The following is a 22335-nucleotide window of genomic DNA, read 5'->3' as shown; positions in this document are numbered from 1 at the left end:
TTTTTTGGGCTACGGGGCTGACGGCCAGCGGTCACGGGCCACTCCAACGAGGTGACCTGAAGTTAAGGGGTCTGACCAGGGTTGGTCCCGCGCTCACTGGCCCAGCGCAGCTGGCGCACCATGCCGCGCACCAGGGCTACCTCTTCAGTGGAGATTTGGGCCCGCTGCAGCAGCCCCCGCAGCTTGGCCATGCGGGCGTGGGCCGTGTGGGGATGGAGGAAGCCCACCTCGAGCAGCAGGGCCTCGGCATCGCCGAGCATCGCTTCGAGGCCCTGGCGGTCGCTTGGCTCCGGCAGGCCGCCAACCTCCAAGCTGCTTCCCAAGCAATGCCAGCTATGCAGCACCAGGGCTGCAGCGTGGGAGAGGTTGAGGGAGGCGTAGGCGTCGCCGCTGCCCAGGGTGAGCAGCTGGCCTGCCTGGAGCAGCTCGTCGTTGCTGAGGCCCCGATCCTCCCGACCGAAGACCAGGGCGCAGGGGCCCCTGGCCTGGGCCAGCCAGCGCAGGGCCGGCTCCGGTGCTTGCAGGGGCAGGGGCTCGCCGGCCCGCCGGCCGCTGGTGGCCACCACCCGGCAGCAGTCGGCCAGGGCGGCGCTGAGGCTGGGGAACAGGCGGGCCTGCTCCAGCAGCCAGCCGCCGTGCACGGCCATGCGCCGGGCCTCCTCGCCGAGGTGGTCGCAGCGGGGTGCCACCAGGCGCAGCTCACCTACGTCGAAGTTGGCGCAGAGGCGAGCGACGCTGCCGACGTTGAGCGGCCCGGAGGGTTCCACCAGCACCACGGCCAGCTGGGCGGCGCTGCTCACACAAGACCGTTCATGTAGGCCAGCAGGTCGGCCATGGCCTGGGGTTCCGGTTGAAAGCTGGGCATCGGTGGCGTGCGGCCACTCACCACCTGCTGGATCAGCTGGCGGGAGTTCTTGCGGGCGGCGACGCCATGCAGATTGGGGCCCACCAGCCCTTGGGCGGCGATGCCATGGCAGCCGGCGCAATTGAGCCGAAACAGCAGGCCGCCGTTCTCGCTGGAACCGCTGAGCTCAAGGGTCTGACGGCTGTAGGGATCGGCCTGGGCTGCAGGCAGCACCAGCAACACCGCCACGATGCAGGCCGCGGCCGCCATGCCCACCAGGGCAGCGACCAGGCCGCGGCGGCCTTTAGCGGCATCAGGGTTTAGGGGTTGGCCGGTCACAGTTGGTGCAGGGCGCTCGCGGTGTGGGGGATGGGCGTGAAACAATTGTGCCCTGAACGCATTGTCAGTGCTCCCATGATCGAACCCCTGCTCTGCGGCATCGTGCTCGGTCTGATCCCCGTGACCCTGGCTGGCTTGTTTGTAGCAGCCTGGAACCAGTATCGCCGTGGCACCCTGCTCGACTGAGCTTCAGTTGACTTGATCCAGCAGCAGCAAGCTGGTGCTGCCGTAACGGCGCTGATCGCGCTTGCCCCATCCGGCTGGAATAGCTGGCAGCTGGGAGCTAGCGCATTCCCAGATCAGGGTGCCGCTTGGCTTGAGCCAGCCCCCTGCCAGCACAGCACTGGCTAGCTGGGCATAAAGGTCCGCGGCGTAGGGGGGGTCGGCATAGATCAAATCAAAGGCCGCCTGCTGATTTGGCTCGGCCAGCCAACGCACCACCTCGCGGCAGTGCACCGCCCAGGCGCTTGCTTGGCGGCCGGCGTCGCCCAGCCCCTGGTGCACCGCTTCGAGATTGGTGCGGGCCACGGCGGCGATGCGGCGGTCCTGCTCGATCGCCACAACACGGCTAGCCCCCCGATGCAGGGCTTCGCAGGCCATAGCGCCGCTGCCGCTGCATAGGTCCAGCCAGGCGCAGCCAGGCAGCTCGGACGCCAGCAGGTTCATTACCGCCAGCCGCACCCGGGAGCTGGTGGGGCGGGCGATGCTGCCCGGCGGACTCTGCAGCCGCCGGCCCCCGCTAAGCCGCAGGCTCATAAGGCCGCGAGCCAGGCCAGCCAGCGGCGCAGGATCGCCTCGCCGTGGGGGCCTGATTTTTCCGGGTGAAATTGGCAGGCACCAATGGCTCCCTGCCAAACAGCGGCGCTGACAGCGGTGTCGGCGAAGCGCACCATTGCGGTGTTGCAGGCCGGATCACTGGGCTCGGCGGCGTAGGAGTGCACGAAATACACCCAACTCTCCGGGCTGCCGGCCGGCAGCAGGGGGCTGGGGTTTGCAGGCACCAGGGGCTCCCAGCCCATGTGCGGAATCGGGTGGCCAGGCCGGCGGGGTAGGGCCCGCACCCGCCCCTTGAGCAGGCCCAGGCCGGCGGCTTCGCCCTCGTCACTGGCCTCAAACAGCAGCTGCAGCCCCAGGCAAATGCCCAGCAGGGGCCGGCCGGCGGTGCACCAGGCCGTGATCGCCTCGGCCAGACCACCCTGGCGCAGGCGCTCCATCGCCGGATCAAAGGCTCCCACCCCTGGCAGCACCAGGGCCGTGCAGCCCTCCATTTCGGCGCCGCTTTGTACGGGCTGCACCGTTGCGCCTAGCCGTTCAAAAGCCCGCTGCACTGAGTGCAGATTGCCCATGCCGTAATCGATTAAGCCGAGGCGACTCATGGGGCCGAAGAACTGGGTTGGCGGCGACCGGGCTCCGTCAGCAGCTGCTCTGGCGGTACCTCGAGCCCGTTGAGTGTGTCGAGCAGCTGGTAGAGCCGGCCGATGCGGCGGCGATTGAAGTGGAAATTCAGGCAGGGGCGCAGCAGGCCGGCATCGTCCACGGTCTCGCTCGCCTGGATAACACCCTCATCCACCAAATCATCGAACTGCAGGTTGAGGGCAGCTAGCTGATCTGGCTGCAGGGCGCAGTTGAGCAGCAGCTCGATGCGGTTGTCGCCCAGCCTGGCGGAGTGAAAAAGGCGATAGAAGCGGCTGATGTGGGCCACTGCCTCCTCGGCACTGTGGGCCTCCATCAAGATGTCGCCGTCTTCTGGGGAGATCAGGCCGCTGGCGGCCAGGCCCTGGTTGACATCCCGCTGCCAGCCGCTCCAGAAGGGGTTGCCGGGGGGAGCAAGCAGCACCAGGGGGATCGGTGGGGTGCGGCCGGTTTGGATCAAGGTGAGCGATTCGAACAGCTCGTCGAGGGTGCCGAAGCCGCCTGGCATCACCACCAGGGCATCGCTCTCGCGCAAAAAGAAAAGCTTGCGGGTAAAGAAATAGCGGAAGTGGAGCAGCCGGCCATCGCAGCTGCTCACAAAGCGGTTGGCGTGCTGCTCAAACGGCAGGTCAACATTGAGGCCAATGCTGGCCTCGCAGCCGGCACCGCTGTTGGCGGCCTCCATGATGCCGCCGCCGGCACCGGTCATCACGTCAAATCCAGCGGCCACAGCATAGCTGGCCAGCTCTTCGGCCAACGCGTAGCTGGGGTCGCTTTGCACCGTGCGAGCTGAACCGAAGACGGTGATCTTGCGGGTGTTGCGGCGGGGGCGAAAGACCTCCAGGGCCTCACTGATATCGGCCAGGGCGCCACTGATCAGCCGCCATTCATCGCGGCCACGCTCGTGGCGACCCACCTGCAGCAGGGAAACCAGGGAGCGCTCGATCAGATGCCGCTGGGGGTGGTCTTTGAGCTCATGGGCCAGAACCTGCAATGGGCTCTGGCCGAAATGGGATGGGTCGCTCAGAACTAGGTGCTCAACTGCGCTCAGAGGTACTTGGAAATTGTGGACGACAGGGTGGTTTTAGGCACGGCACCAACCACGGTGTCGACCTTCTGGCCCCCCTTGAAGATCATCAGGGTGGGGATGCTGCGGATGCCGTACTGGCTGGCGACGTTGGGATTTTCGTCGGTATTTAGCTTGAACACCTTGATTTTGCCTTCGAATTCGGTGGCGATTTCGTCGACGATTGGCGCCACCATGCGGCAGGGGCCGCACCAGGGTGCCCAGAAGTCGATCAGCACGGGCAAATCACTTTTGAGCACGTCTTGCTCAAAGGAGGCATCAGTGACAGCGGCGGCGCTGGACATCCTTGCAGGATCAGGGTTTGGCGAATCTAGCAAGGTTGTTTAAGGCCTACCCAGGACCGTTGCAGCTCGTGATCCGGTGAGCCTGGGCAGCGGGAAGACAAAAGGCCCGGACGCGCCGGGCTGGAGGGTGTGAGGAGTGTGAGAGCCGAAGCTCGCACCTGTTGAGGCTAACGCTGCCGTCTGTCCTGGCTGTAGAAACAACCGCCCGGGCCTATTTGCCCATGCCGAGCTGCTGGGCTTTTTGGTAAACCTTGCCCTCGGTGAGCAGGGATGGGGCAACCACCACCTCAACTTTCTGCATGTCTTTGATGGTGCGGGCGCCGAGGGTGCCCATCGAGGTGCGAATGCAGCCCAGCAGGTTCTGGGTGCCGTCATCGAGACCGGCCGGACCACGCAGGATCTTTTCGAGGCTGCCGGTGGTGCCAACTTTGATGCGGGTACCGCGGGGCAGCACCGGGCTAGGGGTGGCCATACCCCAGTGGAAGCCCCGGCCGGGGGCCTCGCTGGCGCGGGCAATGGGGGAGCCGATCATCACGGCGTCGGCGCCGCAGGCCAGGCACTTGCAGATGTCACCGCCGTTGACGATGCCGCCATCGGCCACGATCGGCACGTAGCGGCCGCTCTCGGTGAAATATTCGTCGCGGGCGGCGGCACAGTCGGAAACTGAGGTGGCTTGGGGAATGCCAATGCCCAGCACGCCGCGGCTGGTGCAGGCAGCACCGGGGCCGATGCCCACCATCACGCCGGCGGCGCCGGCCCGCATCAACTTCAGTGCCACCTCATAGGTGACGCAATTGCCAATGATTACGGGCACCCCGAAGGTGCGGCAAAGGTGTTCGAGATCGAGGCTCTCCTGGCCCTCAGGGCCGATGTGCTCGGTGCTGACCACCGTTGCCTGCACAAAGAAGAGATCGGCGCCGGCTTCGGCGATGGCCTTGCCGAATCGCAGAGCGGCCACTGGCGTGGCGCTCACCGCCGCTATGCCTCCCTGCTGCTTGATCTCGGCAATTCGCTGACGGATCAGGTCTTCCCGCACCGGCTGGCTGTAGAGCTCCTGCATTAGGGGCACGAAGTCCTCCTTACCCACCGCGGCGATGCGGTCGAGGATGGGATTGGGGTCGTCGTAGCGGCACTGGACGCCCTCCAGGTTCAAAACGCCCAGGGCTCCCTGCTTGCTCAGTTCCACCGCCATGGCCACATCGACCACCCCGTCCATGGCACTGGCGATGATCGGAATCTCGCGGCTGATGCCGCCGAGGCTCCAACTGCTATCGGTGATAGCTGGATCAACCGTGCGGCCACCGGGCACCAGGGCGATCTCGTCAATGCCATAGGCACGACGCACAGTGCGGAAGCGACCGAGCTGAATGTCCACCTGGAGTCAACTAATTCGGGCCAAGCTATCAACCAGCCGCCCGGAGGCCGCGGGGCAAGGCGGGATCAGTCCTTGCCGCGGAAGGCTTTCCAGCTTTGGTTCAGACCGCCCAGCAGCCGTTCGCGCTCGCTGCTGCGCAACAGTTTGGGAATGCCGTAGCGCACCGCCCACACCACCCCAACCAGCTCGAGCAGGCCGGGCACCAGGGGCAGGCTGTCGAGGGCGGTGAGCACGGCGCTGTAAACCCGCAGCACCAGTAGCAGGCCCACCAGGGCAGCCAGGATGGTCACCGGTTTGCGGGCCTGGGCCCACAGCTTGTTGAGCTCGTTTTGATCGAGCCACTGGCGCAGCTTGCCAAGTAGCAGCTCCCACTCACCACCTTCGCCGCTTTGGGGTTCGGCCTCGTTATTTGGCGAGCTGGCGCTGGGAATGGCTTCAATCACCAGGGTGGCGGCAATGCTGGGCTCGGGGGGCGCCGCCTGTGGAGCGGGATCGGTTTCGGGGTTGGTGGTGGTGTCGTCGGCCATGGCGGCGCGGCGGAGATAGGAACGTGGCGGGAGCTTAGGTGCGGTTGGCTAAGACTCCAAGTCCTCTGCCTCCAAGTCCTAGGCCTCAATCGGCAGCAGGCTGGGGCGGCTGCTCAGCGGCACCACCGGCAGGCGCAGGGGGAAGCTGCCGTCGATCAGGGCTGCTATCAAGGCCTCGCAGGCGGCGGCGGCCAGTCGCGGGCTGTGGGAGGGCGCACAGGCGACTGAGCGGCCTGCCACCTGGATCGTGCCGCTGAGCAGCTCCGCGTAGCTCACTGAGCCCAGGCTGGGTTTGATGCGCCGCGGCACCGACAGGTCGAGCACGGGCGCCTCGAGCTCCTGGGGGCCAGCGGCGGCCTGGCGCGCTACCTCGGCATTGATCAGGGGCACCGGCGCCGCAATTGCAATCAATAGGGCGCTGCCATGGCCCTCAAAAAAACAGGGGCGCACCCACTCGGGCCGCAGGCCGTGCAAATCCACGCTCACGGCGGCGGCCGCGCCGGGGCTGCGGGCATGGCCGCTGGCCTGGCGCCGGCAACCGGGCTGGTGGCCGCTGCCAGCGCCGATCACCCAGCCGATGTTGCCGCCCACCAGCACCGGTGAGCCAGGCCCCAGCAGCGACAACCCCGGCATGGTGAGGCCGATGCTGCCGGCGCCGCCGCAGGAATAAAGGGCGTTGGCGGCTGGCCCCAGCAGGGTGCCGTAGGGGCTGGGGCAGGGCCCCTCCGCCTGGCTGAGGGCGACCACGCCGTTTTCACTAATGGCCCGCTGCAGCAGCAGCCTGCCAGCGCCGATCTGCTCCAGCCCCAGCTCCGTGTGCAGCTCCCGGCGCGGGTGCAGGGCGGTGGCCTCACCGCTGGCGTTGAAGGGCAGGGCTCGGCCCTGCAGCAGGGCGCCGAGCAGCTGGGCGCCGCCCATCGCATCGCCTAGGCCGCCGCCGATTGGCAGCACCAGCTCGCCGCTGCCGCAGCCCGCCAACCCCGCCACTCCGGCCAGCTGGCCGTCGCGCAGGCGGATCGGTGGATCCGTGGGGCCGAGGCTTAGGAGCAGGCTGGCCTGGTCGCTGAAGCCCGCATCGGCTGCCACCACCACATCAGTGCTGGCGTAGGCCTCGGCCAGCCCGGCTTGCTGCACCAGGCTGCGGTAATCAGCGGCGGCGCGCACCTGCAGCTGGCCCCGTTGCTGCTTGAGCCTTAGCTCCGCCTCCTGGCGTGGCGGGAATGGATCGGATTTGGGCATTCCCCCGGGGCTTTAGATAAACTGACCATTGCTAAAGACGGTCATTCATGGCGGACCCCAGCGGACCCGGTGCTGACATACCGGGGGAGTCCGGCGGCAACGGTGATTCGCGGATCATCCTGACCGATCTGCGCAACGAGATGTCGCGCTCCTATTTGGAGTATGCGATGAGCGTGATCGTGGGTCGGGCCCTGCCCGATGCCCGCGATGGCCTCAAGCCGGTGCACCGGCGCATCCTTTACGCCATGTATGAGCTGGGCCTGACCAGCGACCGGCCCTACAGGAAGTGCGCCCGTGTGGTGGGTGAGGTGCTTGGTAAGTACCACCCCCACGGCGATACGGCGGTGTACGACGCCCTGGTGCGGATGGCCCAGGACTTCAACATGCGCATGCCCCTGGTGAATGGGCACGGCAATTTTGGCTCGGTCGACGGCGACCCCCCGGCCGCCATGCGCTACACCGAATCGCGGCTGCAGGCGCTGACGACCGACAGCCTGCTCGACGACATCGAGGCCGAGACGGTCGACTTCGCCGACAACTTTGACGGCTCCCAGCAGGAGCCCACCGTGATGCCGGCGCGGATTCCGCAGCTGCTGCTCAACGGCTCCACCGGCATCGCCGTGGGCATGGCGACCAACATCCCACCCCACAACCTCACCGAGCTGATCGACGGCACGCTGGCGCTGATCGCCAACCCCGACATCGACGATCTGCAGTTGATGGCGATCATCCCGGGGCCCGACTTCCCCACGGGAGGCCAGATCTTGGGTCGCCGCGGTATCCGTGACACCTACACCACCGGTCGTGGTTCAGTGACCATGCGGGGCGTCGCCTCAGTTGAAACGCTGGAGGTGAAGGGCCGCCCCGACCGGGATGCGGTGATCATCACCGAATTGCCCTTCCAAACCAACAAGGCCTCGCTGATTGAGCGGATCGCTGAGCTGGTTAACGACAAGAAGCTGGAGGGGATCTCTGATATCCGCGATGAATCCGACCGCGATGGCATGCGGATCGTGATCGAATTGCGCCGTGACGCCTACCCCCAGGTGGTGCTGAACAACCTGTTCAAACTCACGCCGCTGCAAAACAACTTCAGCGCCTACATGCTGGCGTTGGTGAGGTCGGAGCCGGTGCTGCTCACCCTGCGCAAGATGCTGCAGGTGTTTCTCGACTTTCGCATCGAGACGATCGAGCGCCGCACCCGCTACTTCCTGCGCAAAGCCGAGGAGCGCGACCACATTTTGTTGGGCCTGCTGCTGGCCCTAGACCAACTCGATCCGATCATTGCCCTGATCCGGGCTGCTTCCGATGCGGCCACGGCCCGGGTGCAGCTGCAGGAGCGCCACGGCCTCAGTGAGATCCAGGCCGACGCCATCCTGCAGATGCAGCTGCGGCGACTGACGGCCCTCGAGGCCGACAAGATCCGCCTTGAGCATGAGGATTTAGTCGCCAAGATTGCCGACTACAAAGACATCCTGGCCAATCGCGAGCGTGTACTCACGATCATCACCGAAGAGCTCGGTGCGATCCGAACTCGCTACAACTCGCCCCGCCGCACGGAGATTCTGGATCTCGAGGGCGGCCTCGAAGATATCGACCTGATCGCTAATGAGCGCTCGGTGGTGTTGCTCACCGAGAACGGCTACCTGAAGCGGATGCCGGTGAGCGAATTCGAGGCCACCAGCCGCGGTACCCGCGGCAAGGCCGGCACCAAGACCCAGGGTGAGGAGGCGGTGCGGCTATTCATCAGCTGCAACGACCACGACAACCTGCTGCTGTTCTCCGATCGCGGCGTTGTTTACACCGTGCCGGCCTATCGGGTGCCGATCTCAAGCCGCGCGGCTAAGGGCACGCCGATTGTGCAGATGTTGCCGATTCCCCGCGAGGAGCAGATCACCTCGCTGCTGGCGGTGAGTGAATTCACCGATGACGGTGTGCTGGTGATGCTCACCAGTGGCGGCACGATTAAGCGCACCCGTCTATCGGCCTTTGCCAACATCCGCTCCAATGGCTTGATCGCCATCGATCTGGTGGAGGGGGATGCCCTCACCTGGGTGCGCTTGGCCCTGCCCGGCGACAGCATCCTGATCGGCTCGCGCAACGGCATGACCATTCACTTCCGTCTCAACGACGAGGAGTTGCGGCCCCTGGGCCGCACCGCCCGCGGCGTGCGGGCCATGAACCTGCGCCCCGGCGACCAGTTGGTGAGCATGGATGTGCTGCCCGCCGAGCTCGCCGATCGGGTGGCCAGTTCGGCGGGCGCCGAAGACGATGACAGTGAGGAGGTGGCACCGAGCGAGGGTCCTTGGGTGCTGGTGGCCAGTGCCAGCGGCCTGGGTAAGCGGGTGCCGGTGGATCAGTTCCGCCTGCAGAAGCGCGCCGGCATGGGCCTACGGGCGATCAAGTTCCGCAATAAGAGTGATGTGCTGGTGGGCCTCAAGGTGCTCGGGGCCGGCGAGGAGTTGCTGCTGGTGAGCGAGAAGGGGGTGATCGTGCGCACCCAGGCCGATGCGGTGCCGCAGCAGTCGCGGGCGGCTACGGGCGTGCGCTTGCAGAAGCTCGATGCCCGCGATCGCCTCAGCGAAGTGGTGCTGGTGCCACCTGCTGCTGAAGAGGAGGAAGTACCAGCCCTGGAGGAAGAGGCTTCTGCTCCTACTAACCCAGCAGAAGAAGGTGTTCAGCTCCCAGCCGCGGAGGACGCCTAAGCCTCCGCAGCCATGGCCAAGTTGTGGATTGCTAATACGGTTCGAGATCTGATCCAGGGTGATGTGCGCGAGCACTTGCCGCTAGAGCGCATTCCCCTCAAGGGCGACGTACTCGGCTTGGGAACCACAACCAGCCTCGACAACGGAGAGCTCACCTTTCTGCATGAGCAGGGGGGTGACACCACCATCTGGAAGTGTCAGGCCAGTGATGGGGGCATTCGCGCTCTGAAACCTGGAGATGGCAGCAGCCACTTCCCCTACGTGTGCTTCAGCGACGATGTCAGCGGGGTGCGCACGCCCGTGCCGCTGGAGCTGCTTGGGTCCAGCGAGGGCCGGCCCCTTCAGGAGCTAGTGGGGGAGGCGATCGCGATGCTGGTTCGGGAGGGAAAGCTGCTCGATGCCCCCATTTACGGCCTGCGGCTCACCGCCGAGTGGCGGTCGCTGGTGATCACGGTGGCTTCCAAACTTTGTATGGGTCAGCAACGCCGCAATACGGCCATCGCCCGCAGCGAAACTAGCGATGCCACCGCTGGGCAGAGCTTTACCAGCTGCTGCAGCATTACCGGCTGGGCGCTGCAGATCCTGGCGATCCTCTCGACCCAATCCGTTTTCTTGGGCGCTCGCTCGAATGGGAGTGCTGTGGTTTTTTTGACAGAGACCCTGAGTCCGGCCGTGTCACCGTGCCTCAGGCTGGGGCCCACCTACACCTGCATGGATGTAGTACCGACCTGCGCTATGGGGGGCATCTGCATCACGAGCATCCGGACACCACGCTGGGCAGCCTCATGCGTCTAGTGCTCTACCCCCTGCAACGCATTAACAATCTGGAGAGCGATCTCGGCGTTGACCAGTTGCGCTACGAAAATGGCGCCGCCCACTTTCGGGTATACAACCGGGGCGACCTTGATGTGAGCGATGTGGGGGTGGCTGTGGTGGTGAACGACCGATATAGCGGCCACCACTATCTGAGCCTGCCCTGGCTGGAGGCAGGAGCTGAGGAGACCTTTGCTGTGCCGCTTGAGCTTGAACCGGGTCGCCATCACCTAGAGGTGCTCGCCGATCCTCAGCAGCAAATTCTTGAGGACCGATCTCTCCAGTCCAGCAACAGGGTGGCGCTTGAGGTGGTGGTGTGAGCCCAGCGCAGCCACTGGATGCGCTGGTGATCGGAGCCGGGCCCGCGGGCCTGGCCATAGCGGCCGCCCTTGGGGCCGAGGGGCTGAAGGTGGTGGTGCTCTCTCCGGAGGATTGCCGCGACCCCTGGCCCAACACCTACGGGATCTGGGGAGACGAGGTGGATGCCCTAGGCCTGGGCCACCTGCTGGAGCACCGCTGGAGCTACACCTGCAGTTACTTCGGCTCCGGCAGCAGCGACTCTGCCGATCCAGCCAACAGCCCCACCTGTCATCGCCGCGATTACGGCCTGTTCGACAAAAACAGGCTGCAGCAGTTCTGGTTGGAGCGTTGTGAGGCCGCCGGCGTGCAGTGGCTGCGCGGGCGGGCACTGGAGCTGAGCCATGGGAGCGGCCGCAGCCAGGTGGCCACCGCCGCAGGGGAAGTGCTGGAAGCAAGGCTGGTGCTAGATGCAAGCGGCCACAAGGCGGTGTTTGTGCAGCGGCCTGATCGCGGGCCCGTAGCTGGCCAGGCGGCCTATGGCGTGGTGGGACGCTTCTCGGCGCCTCCGGTGGAGCCGGGGCAGTTCGTGCTGATGGATTACCGCTGCGACCATCTCAGCCCCGAGGAGCGCAGCGAGCCCCCCACTTTTCTCTATGCGATGGATCTGGGCCAGGGACGGTTTTTTGTGGAGGAGACCTCCCTGGCCCTGGCGGCACCGGTGCCCTACGCCACGCTCAAGCAGCGCCTCGAGCGGCGGCTGGCCCATCGCGGTGTGGCGATCGAGCAAGTGGAGCACGAGGAGTTTTGCCTGTTTCCGATGAACCTGCCCTTACCGGATCTGGATCAGCCCGTGCTGGCCTTTGGTGGGGCTGCGGCGATGGTGCATCCGGCCTCCGGCTACCTGGTGGGGGCGCTGCTGCGCCGGGCGCCGGTGCTGGCGGCGGCGGTGGCGGCGCGGCTGCGGGCTGAACCGGCCGCGGATTCGCTGCAGCTGGCCCAGGCGGGCTGGCAGGCGCTCTGGCCCCCGGAGCTACGCCGTAAACATGCCCTTTATCAATTTGGCCTGGAGAAATTGATGCGCTTCTCCGAGCCCCAGCTGCGCGGTCACTTCGCCAGCTTTTTCTCCCTGCCCAGCGCCCAGTGGTATGGCTTTTTGACCAATACGCTCAGCCTGGGCGAGCTGCTGGCGGCGATGCTTGCCCTGTTTGCCACGGCACCTTGGAGCGTGCGCTGGGGCCTGATGGGCATGCGGGGCCGGGAGGTGCAGCTGGGTCTGCGCATGCTGGATCCCTAGATTTGTGCCTAGGCCTGGACCGGCGCCGGCAGCCAATCAGCCGCATTGAGCAGGGGGAATAGGCCATCTTCGATGGCTATTGCCTTGAGCCATTTGGCGGGTAGCTCGGTGCCGTTTTCGATCGCATCCAGCAGGCGCCAGAAGCGATCCAGGTGGCGCTCAATCCTTTCTTTGGCCAGTCCGGTGGTGGTGCCGGCCCGCAGGATGAAGCTCCAATCAGAGCTTTGGGCCAGCAGCAGCTCCCGGCCCGCCTGGGTGAGCAGTTCTCGCTGGGCTGGGCTGCCAACGCCGCGACCCACGCGAGCAACCATGGCCTGGGAGGCCCGTTGCCACTCGGCCACCACCCAAGCGTTGGTTTCGTTGAGCCAGTAGTCGTGGTAGCCCCCCTGGCCCCAGCTGCTGGGGGAGGGGCGGCACACCTGTAGGGGGTCGCTGCCGCTAAGGGACTCCCGCAGGGTCACAAGGCGCACGCCGGTCTCTTGGGCCTGGCGGAATAGGGCCGCTAGAAACTGGGGTCCCTCAAACCACCAGTGACCAAAAAGCTCGGCGTCGAAGGGGGCCACCAGCAGGGGCCGGCGCTCCATCGAGTTGGCCAGGCTCCCGAGTTCTGTGGCTCGCCCCTTCAGGTAAGCGGCGGCATGCTCCTCGATTCGCTCGGCGGCAACTGCGGGTTCATAGGGCTGTTTCTGGTCGAGGGGGCAGCCCTGGGCCGTGACCCGGTGCAGCTTCAGGCCGAGGGGCCGGCGGCTGGTGATGGCATGGCTGGCTAGTTCGCTGTCGGGTAGATCCCAGCCCAGGTCGCGGTGGAATTCCCGGTAGGCGCCATCGCCGGGGTAGCCCTCGCGGGCGCTCCACACCGGCAGGGTGGCGCTGCTGTCGCGGCCGAAGAAGGCCGCCCCAGCCGGCGAGCAGATCGGTGCGAACACGCCATAGCGGGGGCGGGGCAGGGCGTGCAGCAGGCCGTGGGCATCGAGCACCGAGTAGCGCAGACCGCAGCTCACCAGCTGCTGATCGAGGCCTTCGTAGTAGGCGCATTCCGGCAGCCAGATGCCCAGGGGCCGCTCCCCCAGCAGGCGTTCGTGCTCGCGCACGGCCGTGACCAGCTGGGCCCGCACCGCCTCCGGCACCTGGCGCAGCAGGGGCAGGTAGCCGTGGGTGGCACCGCAGGTGATCAGGTCGAGCACCCCCTGTTGGTGCAGTTTGCGGAAGCGGGGGATCAGTTTTCCCTTGGCCTGGCGCCACTGGTTCACCACCGCTTCGAGTTGGGCAGCTAGGTGGCTGGCGGCTGCTCTTTGGTCTTCCGGGGCTTGCAGCAGCAGCTCCTGACGGACGGCGATCCAGGCCAGGAAGCGGCCATTGAGCTGGGGGTCGGCCAGCAGGGAAAGCAGGGTGGGCGAGAGGCCGAGGGTGAGCCGGGGGCGCTGGCGCCGGTCAGCGGCGGCGGCCTCGAGCACGGCAAGCAGCGGCAGGTAGCACTCCTGAAGCGCCTGGAAATACCAGTCTTCTTCCAGCGAACCCGGTTCGCTGGAGCGCACGTAGGGCAGATGCGCGTGGAGGACTAGGGCCAGATCGCCTGCGGCCATGACCATCCTGAGATAACGGCACTGTAGGCGTAGTGCCCGCATACAATGGGCTATCTCATAGTCATTCCGCCTAGAGGGGCTCCCCTATGGCCCGCGATCCCGGCCGCGTCTTGATCTTCGACACCACCTTGCGCGATGGCGAGCAGTCGCCTGGCGCCAGCCTGAACCTCGAGGAGAAGCTGGCGATCGCCCAGCAGCTGGCCCGCCTTGGCGTCGACATCATCGAGGCCGGCTTCCCCTTTGCCAGCCCCGGCGATTTCAATGCCGTGCAGCGCATTGCCGAAACCGTTGGTACGCCCGAAGGGCCGGTGATCTGCGGCCTGGCTCGGGCCGCTGCCGGCGACATCAAGGCCTGCGCTGATGCGGTGGCGCCCGCTGCTAAGCGGCGCATTCACACCTTTATCGCCACCAGTGACATCCATCTCGAGCACAAGCTGCGCAAGAGCCGCGCTGAGGTGCTGGCGATCACCGCCGAGATGGTGGCCTACGCCCGCTCGCTGGTCGAAGACGTGGAGTTTTCCTGCGAAGACGCCGGCCGCAGCGATCCGGAGTTCATGCATCAGGTGATCGAGGCGGCGATCAAGGCCGGTGCAACCACGATCAACATTCCCGACACCGTGGGCTACGCCACCCCGGCGGAATTCGGCACCCTGATCGCCGGCATCAATGCCCAGGTGCCCAATATCGATCAGGCGGTGATCTCGGTGCACGGCCACAACGACCTGGGTCTGGCGGTGGCCAACTTCCTCGAGGCGGTAAAAAACGGCGCTCGCCAGCTGGAGTGCACGATCAACGGCATCGGTGAACGGGCCGGCAATGCCTCGCTCGAGGAGCTGGTGATGGCTCTGCACGTGCGGCGCAGCTACTTCAACCCCTTCCTGGGGCGGCCAGCGGAGAGCACCGAGCCGCTCACGGGTGTGCGCACCGAGGAGATCACCAAGACCTCGCGGCTGGTGAGCAACCTCACCGGCATGGCGGTGCAGCCCAATAAGGCGATCGTGGGTGCCAATGCCTTCGCGCATGAGAGCGGCATCCACCAAGACGGCGTGCTCAAAAATCGCCTCACCTACGAAATCATTGATGCCCGCACCGTGGGCCTGGCTGACAACCGCATCTCCCTGGGCAAGCTGAGCGGCCGCAGCGCCTTCCGCGCCCGGCTAGAAGAGCTGGGCTACACGCTCGAGCGTGAGGATCTCGACGATGCCTTCGCCCGCTTCAAGGAGCTGGCTGATCGCAAGCGGGAGATCAGCGACCGCGATCTAGAGGCGATCGTGAGCGAGCAGGTGCAGCAGCAGGATGGCGGCAGCTTCACCCTCAAGAGTGTGCAAGTGAGCTGTGGCACGGGCTTGCAGCCCACCGCCACCGTCACCCTGGTAACGGCGGATGGCGCCGAGCTCAGCGAGGCGGCGATCGGCACCGGGCCGGTGGATGCGGTGTGTCAGGCGCTCAATCGGCTGGCCCAAGTGCCCAATGAGCTGGTGGAGTTTTCGGTGAAATCGGTGACCGAAGGCATCGATGCCATGGGCGATGTGACGATCCGGTTGCGCCACGAGGGTGTGCTTTATTCGGGCCACTCAGCCGACACGGACATCGTGGTGGCCGCCGCCCAGGCCTTCGTGAACGCCCTCAATAGGCTGGTGGCCGGTGGGCGTCACCAGCCGCTGCACCCCCAGAAGGCGCCGCTGCCCGTAGTGGGCGACCTGCCCCTGGTGGGTCGCCCGCGGGTTTAGGCCGCTGGGTCGCTATGGCGCTTCAGCTTGGGATCGCGCAATGGGCTGTGTGTTGTTTTTATTGATTAGCTAAGTCAAGACTAAGCTAAATGCCAAATCACGATATCCCCCCTAGCCAGTCCCCCCGCCTGAGTCAATTTCTTCCCCTCAGCCCACCGCCATGAGCCTGCCCCTCTCAGGACCGCGCCGCTCACGGCTCAGTGCCGCCGCCCAGCTGATTTTGTTGTTGCTGGTGGCCCTGGCGATGCTGGTGCCGCTGCTGTGGCTGGTGAGCACCTCGCTCAAGGGTCCGGCGGAGGACATTTTCACCAGCCCGCCAGCCCTCTGGCCAAGCCAGCCCAGCTTTGAGGCCTACAGGCGCCTTTTTAGCGACAACCCAATCGGCACCTACCTGCTCAACAGCACGATTGTGAGTGCTCTGGCGGTGCTGGCCAATGTGCTCTTCTGCTCGCTGGCGGCCTATCCCCTGGCCCGCATGAATTTTCGCGGCCGCGGCCTGGTGCTGGCCCTGGTGGTAGCAACGATTTTGATCCCCTTTCAGGTGGTGATGATTCCGCTCTACCTGCTGATGGTGCAGATCGGCCTGCGCAACACCCTCTGGGCCCTGATCATTCCCCAGGCAGCCACCGCCTTTGGCATCTTCCTGCTGCGCCAGAGCTTCCTGGGCGTGCCGGTGGAGCTGGAGGAGGCGGCCCGTTGCGATGGCTGCACGCCGGTGGGGGAGTGGTGGAACGTGATGATTCCAGCGGCCCGGGCCGACCTGATAACCCTGGCGATGTTTGTGTTCATCGGCACCTGGAGCGATTTTCTCTGGCCCTTGGTGATCCTCGATGAACCCGAGCTCTACACCCTGCCGCTTGGGCTGCAGCAGCTGGCCAGCAGCTTCTCACTCGACTGGCGCCTGGTGGCGGCAGGAGCGGTGATTTCGATCCTGCCTGTGCTGGCGGTGTTTATCGGCCTGCAGCGCTACATCCTGCCCAGCGCCGCCGGCGATGCGGTTAAAGGCTGAAACCGATCAGTTTGCAGTTGATGGGGAGCGCAGGGGCGGCAGGCGCGGCACTCCCAAAGGCAGCTCATCGGTTTTCGGGGCAGCCGCTTCATTGGGGCCAGCTGCGCGCAACTTGCTGAGCTCGGCCCGCAGGTTGGCGGTTTCGCGGCTCAGCCCATCGATGCGGGTGCCGTTGCGCTCCACCGCCTGCAGCCGCTCCACGGTGGTGCGCAACTGCTCTTCCAGGCCAGTGGTGCGATCAAGGGCCCGGCTGTTCTCCAACCCCTGCACCCGCTCCTGCAGCTGGCGGATGGTGGCGTTCTGCTGGCGGGATTTACCCACGATCACCAAAAAAAGCACCACCAGCATTGCCGTGACACCGGCCTGCAGCCAGGGCACCCAGGCGAGGGCAGCGCCGTTGGGGCTGGCTTCGGTGCTGATCGCGGCTTGGTCAGGGGCTGGGGTCATCAAGGCAAGCAGCCAGTTCTGCCTAGATGCTGGCGGGCAGAAGGGCTTTTGTCAGGGGTGGCTGGGGATTGTGAAGTGGTTTGCGGGCAGGAGGTCATGCAAAACAGCTCATGTAGCCATCTCTTGATGGGCGCCCGTCACGTTTCAGCCTGGAACAAGAACTTGGTTTCGTTATTAATTTTCGCAGCTAAGGCTTCCCATTTCAACGTAGCGCCACTGCAGCAAGTTGCTTCGCATCGCAGTTGCTCCAAGCGGTGCGATCCGCCGCTGAGCTGCCAACTCCTAAGGACAGCAGGGCTTTTTCGGCCTGCAGCTGGCGGGCCGTGCTGCGTTGCCGCTTGACCTCCTGCTCGCCCTGCCAGTAGCGGCGTTCGGCGCGATCGCTGCTGCGCCAGGTGGCCAGGGCCTGCTCATAGCGCTCCTGCTCCAGCTCCTGGTCTTCGCGGGTGAAGCGTGCCAGCAGCTCCGGATCTGGTGCCGTTGGCTTCCGTAGGGGGGAGTAGGCCTGTTGCTTGAGGTTGGCCAGCTCGCTGCTGCTGCGCCGCAGCTCCTGCAATTGACGCTGCACCGCTGGCTGCTGGCTGCGGCAGCGTCTCACCAGTGCACTCAGCTGCCGCTGTGTTGCAGCGGCCTGCTCGCGCTTTTGCCGCTCCTCGCCATTGCAGCCCAGCAGCGTTAGCGCCATCAAGGTGGCAAAAAAAAGGCTTGCTGTGGTGCGCCGTTGCTGCATTGGTGCCCTTAGGCAGCCCTACGGCTTAACTCGCCAGCGGGCGGCAAAAACTGCCACAGGCGCCGGTAGGCCTCCAACTCCAGGTCACCCCAGCCCGCTAGCTCGGGGTTGCTGCTCTGGATCGCCTGGTAGAGCTCCTGCCGGCTACCCGGCAGGGCTTTCAGGCGAAGGATGGAGAGGGCCTCCGTCCGCTGCATGGATGCTTGAAAACTTCGTCCAACCAACCGGATCTCGCTGCCCCTGTCAAGCCACTCAGCCTGTGGCGTCAGGCGTGCTGTCCAGGATTCCGCACAACTTGTACATAATCCTGGGCAGCTCTGCACAGTCACTTCAAGCCGTCGCTCCCGAGGATCTGCAACGCCAGCAGCTGCTCTAGTGCCCCAGCCGCCGGGCACCCCGAAGCAGCTCGGCCTCGGTGGCGGCGTACACCGCTTCTGCTTCCGCGGCGCTGCGGCCGATGCAGGTCATGCCGAGCTTGCCGTATTCCGACAGGCAGCCCAACAGGTGAAACACGCTGCCGCGCAACTTGGCTGGGTCGAAGTGCAGGCCCGCCTCCGCCACGATGTCGATCAGATCCACCGGCAGCAGCCCGCGCAGGTGCGGCGCCGTGAGGTTGTCGGTGGCCTTGTAGTGCAGGGCCGGGCCGCTGGGGGCGTGATACAAACCGCTGGCTGGATCGAGGCTGCCGCTGGTGATGGCGCTTAGCGCCATGTAGGGGTGGGTGGTGCCCCCCTGGCGCAGGTTCACCTCGATCGCCTGTAGGTCCCAGCGATCGCTAAAGCGCCGGGCGATGAAATCCACCGCGTAGCGCTCCAGGGCCCCCTCCGCCGCCAGCGCCTCGCCCACCGCCTGGCCGTGGCGCATCAGCTCGGCCCGGTAGGGCTCGGCCGCCGGGAAGCTGCAGCCGAGGTAGGTCTGGCCGCTGGCGCCGCCCAGCACCTGTTCATGGCTCGAGAGCACTTCTACCAGCCCTGGCTGGCCCGCTGTGCCGGGATGAATCGTGCCCTGCACGCTCGGTGAGCAGAGCTCCTCCCCTCCTTCCAGCCAAGCCTCCACTAGCGCCCCCTGCACCGCCAGCTGCTCCTTCCAGCTGGCTGCTGGCATCGGCAGCGCCTCCAGAGCCTGCCGCAACCGCCGCCGTCGCTCAGCGCCACTGAGCCCGGCCAGCTGTAGCGGCGCCAGTGGCAGGGGGGCATTGCCCTCGCCGCTGAAGCCCTCATTGAGCTTCACCACGCAGTGGCGCAGCTCGGGGTGGGCTTCCCAGAGCTCGGCGGTGGCTTCGCACAGGTCGTCGAGGTTGTGGGTGAGGGCCGAGCCGGGCGGGTGGGGCACGCCGCAGCGGGCGAACAGCTCGCGGCTGCCGGCCTTGCTGCCCCAATAGCCCAGGGCCGGATCGGTGCCCAGCAGCGGCACCTGCAGCCGCTCCGAGAGCTGGCGTTCCAGGTCGCTCACCACAAAGCAGTTGATGAAGCTGCGCCCCGGCCGCAGCAGCTCGGCGATGCGCCCCAGCAGGGCCGGCCGCTCCAGCAGCTTGGCGGTGAGGGGCCGGCTTGAGGCGTCGTCGGTGTCGACCAGGTGCAACCGCCGCCGCGCGTGGGAGGTGGGCACCCCCGGCAGCAGCTCCAGCACCGCATCCACCACCAGCTCCCCCAGCGGTTTGCTGGTGGCGTACACCATGCGCACCCCCGGGTCCCGCAGCCGGATCAGCGAAAACAGCTGGCGCTCCTCGTAGTGGTGGGCGCCGGTCACCAAGTCGATCTGGTTCTGGTCCATCGACAGCGACGGCACCATCAGCACGTCCACATCCGGCCCCTGGACTGCGGTGCTCCGGCCCCACTGCGGCTTCAGCTGGGTCTGGAGCTCGCGGAAGTTGAGCAATGTCATGTGAGTAGGGGCAGGATCGAGTGCCGACTCCCATGCTCCCTTGGTTAGTTCTGCTGTGCGCGCCTTTGGTTACCTAGCGGCGTTGCTCACCACCTTGAGCTTCTTTCCCCAGGCCCTCAAGACCCTGCGCGCTCCGCGCCGATGAGCGCCCGGATCCGCCCAGCCCTGGACTCGCTGCTGCACGGCCTGATCAGTCTGGGCCTCGGTGCGCTGCTGGCCGCCTTCATCCTGGTGGGTGCCAGCCAGCAGGGGGGGCAGGGCAACTCCCAGCTCGCTGCCGACAGCCTGCGCATGCTCTGGTCGCCGGCGATCTTCGCCGGGGTGGGTGTCCTGCTGATTGCCAATGGGCTGCTGCGCGGCCTGTGGCTGCTGCTGAGCAGGCCGAGGCGGGTGACCATTCGGCCCGTGCTGGTGCGGAGTTCTTCTGGGCGCCCCGCCGCGATAGCACCACCGCCTCCTGATGCCTACCGGCGGGCCTGCGCTGAGCTCGGTTTGGAACCCGGCAGCGACTGGGCCCTGGTGCGCTCAGCCTGGCGCCGCAACCTGCCCCAATGGCACCCCGATCAGGGCGGCGCGGTAGATGTCTGGCAGCGCAAACTGGCCGCCTACACCCTGCTCGAGGCCTGGCAGCATTTTGAGGCGCCGCCCTAGGCGCTGTAGCCCTTTCTGGCTGGGATCGGGTAGGCGATCCGGCGGTGGCGCATCCGCCGCCACACCCGCACGAAGGCCCGGATCAGTAGTTCCAGTTCGGCCCGACTGATGCCACTTTCGGCTAGCTGGTTGTCGTCCTGGCGGGCTTCGATGATGCGGCGCACCATCTGGCGAGCCTCGCTTTCGCAAGTGCCTGGCGGCAGGGAGCGCAGGGCGGCTTCGCAGCCATCGGCCAGCATCAAGATCGCCGTCTCCCGGCTGCGGGGGGTTGGCCCCCGATAGCGGAAGCGCTCCTCGGCAACGCCAGGATCCCGTTCGCGGGCATGGTGCAGGAAATAGCCCATCTTCAAGGTGCCCTGGTGCTCTGGGATGAAGTCGGCCAGGGGCCGCGGCAACCGATAGCGGCGGGCCAGCTTCAATCCCTCATCCACATGGGCCTGCAGGATGGCGGCGCTGGCGAAGGGGTCGTCAAGGCTGTCGTGCGGGTTGGCGCCCTCGCCCTGATTCTCGATAAACCACTGGGGGCCGTGCAGTTTGCCCACGTCGTGATACATCGCCCCGGTGCGCACCAGATCGATGTCGGCCTGGATGGCCCGCGCCCCCTCCTCAGCTAGGCCCGCGATCATCAAGGTGTGCTCGAAGGTGCCGGGTGCTTCCACCGAGAGCCGCCGCAGCAGGGGCCTTTGTAGGTCGGCCAGCTCCATCAACCGCGCCCGCGTCACCAGGCCAAAGAAGGTTTCCACCAGCGGCGCAAGCAGCAGGCCCGCCATCAGCAGCCCGCCCAGTAGCAGGGCTTCGCTAATGAGGTCCACCTGGGCCACCGCTCCCGGCCCCTGCAGCCCCCATTGCAGTAGTAGCCACTGCAGCAGCAGCCCGGCGCCGGGCAGCAGCACCGCCAGTTGCAGTAGTTCAGCCCGGCTGCGCTGTCGTCCGGCCGCCAGGGCCGCCAGGCTGCCCACCGCTGCCGCCACCAGCAGCCGCACTCCCATCAGGGCCGTGATCGGCATCGGCCACAGGAAGCTGGCTGCCGCCAGCCAGGCCAAGCCGCAGGGGGTGCCCAGGCCTTGGGCCAGCAGCAGCGCCGGGGGCACCAGCAGCACCAGCGGACTCGCCAGCGGTCCCAGCCACAGCGCAAAACCCTGCACCACCAGCAGGCCCCCCAGGGCCAGCAGCGCTTGCCGCGGCTCCAGGCAGGCCCGCCAGCGGCGCAGCACCAGCACCAGCACGCCAGCCATGGCCAGCGCTTCAAGAAAATGACCTAGCCAGGCCAGGGGCCGCGGCCGCCGGTTCACCAGGCCGAAGTAATCGAGCACGTCAAAGGCCTGGGGGCTGATCGTGTCGCCCTGACGGGTGATCAGATCTCCCTGCTGCACCTTGATCGTGGGGATCCCCTGCTGGGTGATCAACGCCTCGATGCGTCGCTGGCTCAGGCCTGGATCACTGCGCAGGTTGGAGTGGCCCTGTAGGGAGCTAGCCAAAAGCCGTGCCCCCAGCCCCCGCGGTAGCGGTGCCAAGGGCTCGAGCTGCAGGGTGGCCGCCTGCAGCAGCTGGCCTTCTGCCACGCCAGCTGCCAGCCCCTGGCTGAGCATGCGCAGCTGGGCTTGACGCACCTCCCGGCCCCAGGCCGTGAGCTGGGTGCCCCCGGCCCCCCGCAGCCACTTGCGCTCCTCGCTGGTGATTGCCACCGGTTCGATGCGCTGCTGGTCTGATTTGGCCTGCTTTTCCACCGCCTGCAGAACCTGCTCCAATTTTTGACGCAGTTGCCCGCTGGCCTGCTCATCCACCACCTGCACCGTGCTGCGAGGCACCAACTCCTGGCGCCGCTCCTCCAGGGCGTTGCTATCCACCACCATTGCCGCCTGCGGCGCCCTAGCGGTGAAGGGCGCCTCCATGCCGGGTCGCAGGTTTGGCTCCACCAGCCAGGGCCAACTCGATACCAGGGCCACCAGGGCGCACACCAGTAGCACTGAGGCTGTATCGCGATTGCGCCAAAGTCCCGGCGAATGCCGCGGGCGCTCCAGCCGCAATAACTGCCGCCACAGGGTTCGCAGCCGCCTTAACACCATTCCAAAACGCTAGCG

23 protein-coding genes are annotated in these 22335 nt (G+C 66.3%); 8 read left to right on the top strand and 15 right to left on the bottom strand.

Going from position 1 to position 22335, the window contains the following annotated elements; genetic code table 11:
* Nucleotides 1-62: 62 nt before the first annotated feature.
* Nucleotides 63-800, bottom strand: a complete 738-nt coding sequence (locus U9970_RS08760; protein WP_322763912.1) for an RNA methyltransferase — start codon at nucleotides 798-800, stop codon at nucleotides 63-65.
* On the bottom strand, nucleotides 797-1114 hold the full coding sequence (locus tag U9970_RS08755; protein WP_322766081.1) for a cytochrome c: 318 nt from the start codon (nucleotides 1112-1114) through the stop codon (nucleotides 797-799). Before U9970_RS08755 ends, U9970_RS08760 begins: the two co-directional genes overlap by 4 nt.
* 144 nt (nucleotides 1115-1258) lie before the next feature.
* Here U9970_RS08755 and petG point away from each other — a divergent pair, with 144 nt between their 5' ends.
* Nucleotides 1259-1369 (top strand): cytochrome b6-f complex subunit V, encoded by a 111-nt coding sequence (gene petG / locus U9970_RS08750; RefSeq protein WP_094559756.1) that lies wholly within the window; start codon nucleotides 1259-1261, stop codon nucleotides 1367-1369.
* A gap of 3 nt (nucleotides 1370-1372) precedes the next feature.
* On the opposite strand, the gene rsmD is transcribed toward petG, so the two are convergent.
* From rsmD to U9970_RS08715, 7 genes are all read right to left on the bottom strand, one after another.
* Entirely contained in the window at nucleotides 1373-1939 is a 567-nt protein-coding gene (gene rsmD / locus U9970_RS08745) for a 16S rRNA (guanine(966)-N(2))-methyltransferase RsmD (protein ID WP_322763911.1), read from the bottom strand.
* The gene (hisH, locus tag U9970_RS08740) at nucleotides 1936-2559 is read right to left on the bottom strand and encodes an imidazole glycerol phosphate synthase subunit HisH (protein ID WP_322763910.1); all 624 of its coding nucleotides are present in this window, start codon (nucleotides 2557-2559) and stop codon (nucleotides 1936-1938) included. The genes rsmD and hisH overlap by 4 nt, the downstream gene beginning before the upstream one ends.
* Nucleotides 2556-3590 (bottom strand): LOG family protein, encoded by a 1035-nt coding sequence (locus U9970_RS08735; protein ID WP_322763909.1) that lies wholly within the window; start codon nucleotides 3588-3590, stop codon nucleotides 2556-2558. Before U9970_RS08735 ends, hisH begins: the two co-directional genes overlap by 4 nt.
* A gap of 53 nt (nucleotides 3591-3643) precedes the next feature.
* On the bottom strand, nucleotides 3644-3967 hold the full coding sequence (gene trxA, locus U9970_RS08730; protein ID WP_106501486.1) for a thioredoxin: 324 nt from the start codon (nucleotides 3965-3967) through the stop codon (nucleotides 3644-3646).
* Between the two features lie 211 nt (nucleotides 3968-4178).
* Nucleotides 4179-5342, bottom strand: a complete 1164-nt coding sequence (locus U9970_RS08725) for a GuaB3 family IMP dehydrogenase-related protein (protein WP_106501487.1) — start codon at nucleotides 5340-5342, stop codon at nucleotides 4179-4181.
* A gap of 65 nt (nucleotides 5343-5407) precedes the next feature.
* Nucleotides 5408-5869, bottom strand: a complete 462-nt coding sequence (locus tag U9970_RS08720) for a CAAD domain-containing protein (protein ID WP_322763908.1) — start codon at nucleotides 5867-5869, stop codon at nucleotides 5408-5410.
* Between the two features lie 78 nt (nucleotides 5870-5947).
* On the bottom strand, nucleotides 5948-7108 hold the full coding sequence (locus U9970_RS08715) for a homocysteine biosynthesis protein (protein ID WP_322763907.1): 1161 nt from the start codon (nucleotides 7106-7108) through the stop codon (nucleotides 5948-5950).
* Nucleotides 7109-7155: 47 nt separating this feature from the next.
* On the opposite strand from U9970_RS08715, the gene gyrA reads away from it, so the two are divergent.
* The 4 genes from gyrA to crtL are packed head-to-tail and all read left to right on the top strand — an operon-like array spanning nucleotide 7156 to nucleotide 12220.
* Nucleotides 7156-9813, top strand: a complete 2658-nt coding sequence (gene gyrA, locus U9970_RS08710) for a DNA gyrase subunit A (RefSeq protein WP_322763906.1) — start codon at nucleotides 7156-7158, stop codon at nucleotides 9811-9813.
* A gap of 12 nt (nucleotides 9814-9825) precedes the next feature.
* Complete coding sequence (locus U9970_RS08705; protein WP_322763905.1) at nucleotides 9826-10608, top strand: hypothetical protein; 783 nt, start codon at nucleotides 9826-9828, stop codon at nucleotides 10606-10608.
* Nucleotides 10599-10946: a CARDB domain-containing protein gene (locus U9970_RS08700; protein WP_322763904.1), complete on the top strand. Its 348-nt coding sequence runs from the start codon at nucleotides 10599-10601 to the stop codon at nucleotides 10944-10946. Before U9970_RS08705 ends, U9970_RS08700 begins: the two co-directional genes overlap by 10 nt.
* Complete coding sequence (gene crtL / locus U9970_RS08695; RefSeq protein ID WP_322763903.1) at nucleotides 10943-12220, top strand: lycopene beta cyclase; 1278 nt, start codon at nucleotides 10943-10945, stop codon at nucleotides 12218-12220. Before U9970_RS08700 ends, crtL begins: the two co-directional genes overlap by 4 nt.
* 8 nt (nucleotides 12221-12228) lie before the next feature.
* On the opposite strand, the gene U9970_RS08690 is transcribed toward crtL, so the two are convergent.
* Entirely contained in the window at nucleotides 12229-13803 is a 1575-nt protein-coding gene (locus U9970_RS08690; RefSeq protein ID WP_322763902.1) for a glycoside hydrolase family 57 protein, read from the bottom strand.
* Between the two features lie 86 nt (nucleotides 13804-13889).
* On the opposite strand from U9970_RS08690, the gene U9970_RS08685 reads away from it, so the two are divergent.
* Both U9970_RS08685 and U9970_RS08680 read left to right on the top strand, forming a co-directional pair.
* Nucleotides 13890-15533, top strand: coding sequence for a 2-isopropylmalate synthase (locus U9970_RS08685; protein WP_322763901.1), 1644 nt, complete (start codon nucleotides 13890-13892; stop codon nucleotides 15531-15533).
* A 160-nt stretch (nucleotides 15534-15693) separates the two neighbouring features.
* On the top strand, nucleotides 15694-16542 hold the full coding sequence (locus tag U9970_RS08680; protein WP_322763900.1) for a carbohydrate ABC transporter permease: 849 nt from the start codon (nucleotides 15694-15696) through the stop codon (nucleotides 16540-16542).
* Nucleotides 16543-16548: 6 nt separating this feature from the next.
* Here the strand turns inward: U9970_RS08680 and U9970_RS08675 are convergent, their stop codons facing one another.
* The 4 genes from U9970_RS08675 to U9970_RS08660 all read right to left on the bottom strand — a co-directional run bounded on the left by U9970_RS08675 (nucleotide 16549) and on the right by U9970_RS08660 (nucleotide 19603).
* Entirely contained in the window at nucleotides 16549-16989 is a 441-nt protein-coding gene (locus tag U9970_RS08675) for a hypothetical protein (RefSeq protein ID WP_322763899.1), read from the bottom strand.
* A gap of 202 nt (nucleotides 16990-17191) precedes the next feature.
* Complete coding sequence (locus U9970_RS08670; RefSeq protein ID WP_322763898.1) at nucleotides 17192-17719, bottom strand: hypothetical protein; 528 nt, start codon at nucleotides 17717-17719, stop codon at nucleotides 17192-17194.
* 8 nt (nucleotides 17720-17727) lie between these two features.
* Nucleotides 17728-17916 (bottom strand): hypothetical protein, encoded by a 189-nt coding sequence (locus tag U9970_RS08665; protein WP_322763897.1) that lies wholly within the window; start codon nucleotides 17914-17916, stop codon nucleotides 17728-17730.
* 175 nt (nucleotides 17917-18091) lie between these two features.
* Nucleotides 18092-19603, bottom strand: coding sequence for a peptide ligase PGM1-related protein (locus U9970_RS08660; protein ID WP_322763896.1), 1512 nt, complete (start codon nucleotides 19601-19603; stop codon nucleotides 18092-18094).
* 141 nt (nucleotides 19604-19744) lie between these two features.
* Here U9970_RS08660 and U9970_RS08655 point away from each other — a divergent pair, with 141 nt between their 5' ends.
* Nucleotides 19745-20254 (top strand): hypothetical protein, encoded by a 510-nt coding sequence (locus tag U9970_RS08655; protein WP_322763895.1) that lies wholly within the window; start codon nucleotides 19745-19747, stop codon nucleotides 20252-20254.
* Here the strand turns inward: U9970_RS08655 and U9970_RS08650 are convergent.
* Entirely contained in the window at nucleotides 20251-22320 is a 2070-nt protein-coding gene (locus tag U9970_RS08650; RefSeq protein WP_322763894.1) for an HDIG domain-containing metalloprotein, read from the bottom strand. The two genes, U9970_RS08655 and U9970_RS08650, sit on opposite strands and share 4 nt — an antisense overlap.
* Nucleotides 22321-22335 lie beyond the last annotated feature (15 nt).

The sequence above is a fragment of the Cyanobium usitatum str. Tous genome (assembly GCF_963920485.1).
GTDB classification, from domain to species: domain Bacteria; phylum Cyanobacteriota; class Cyanobacteriia; order PCC-6307; family Cyanobiaceae; genus Cyanobium_A; species Cyanobium_A usitatum_A.
This window is presented reverse-complemented; position numbering and strand designations above follow the sequence as displayed.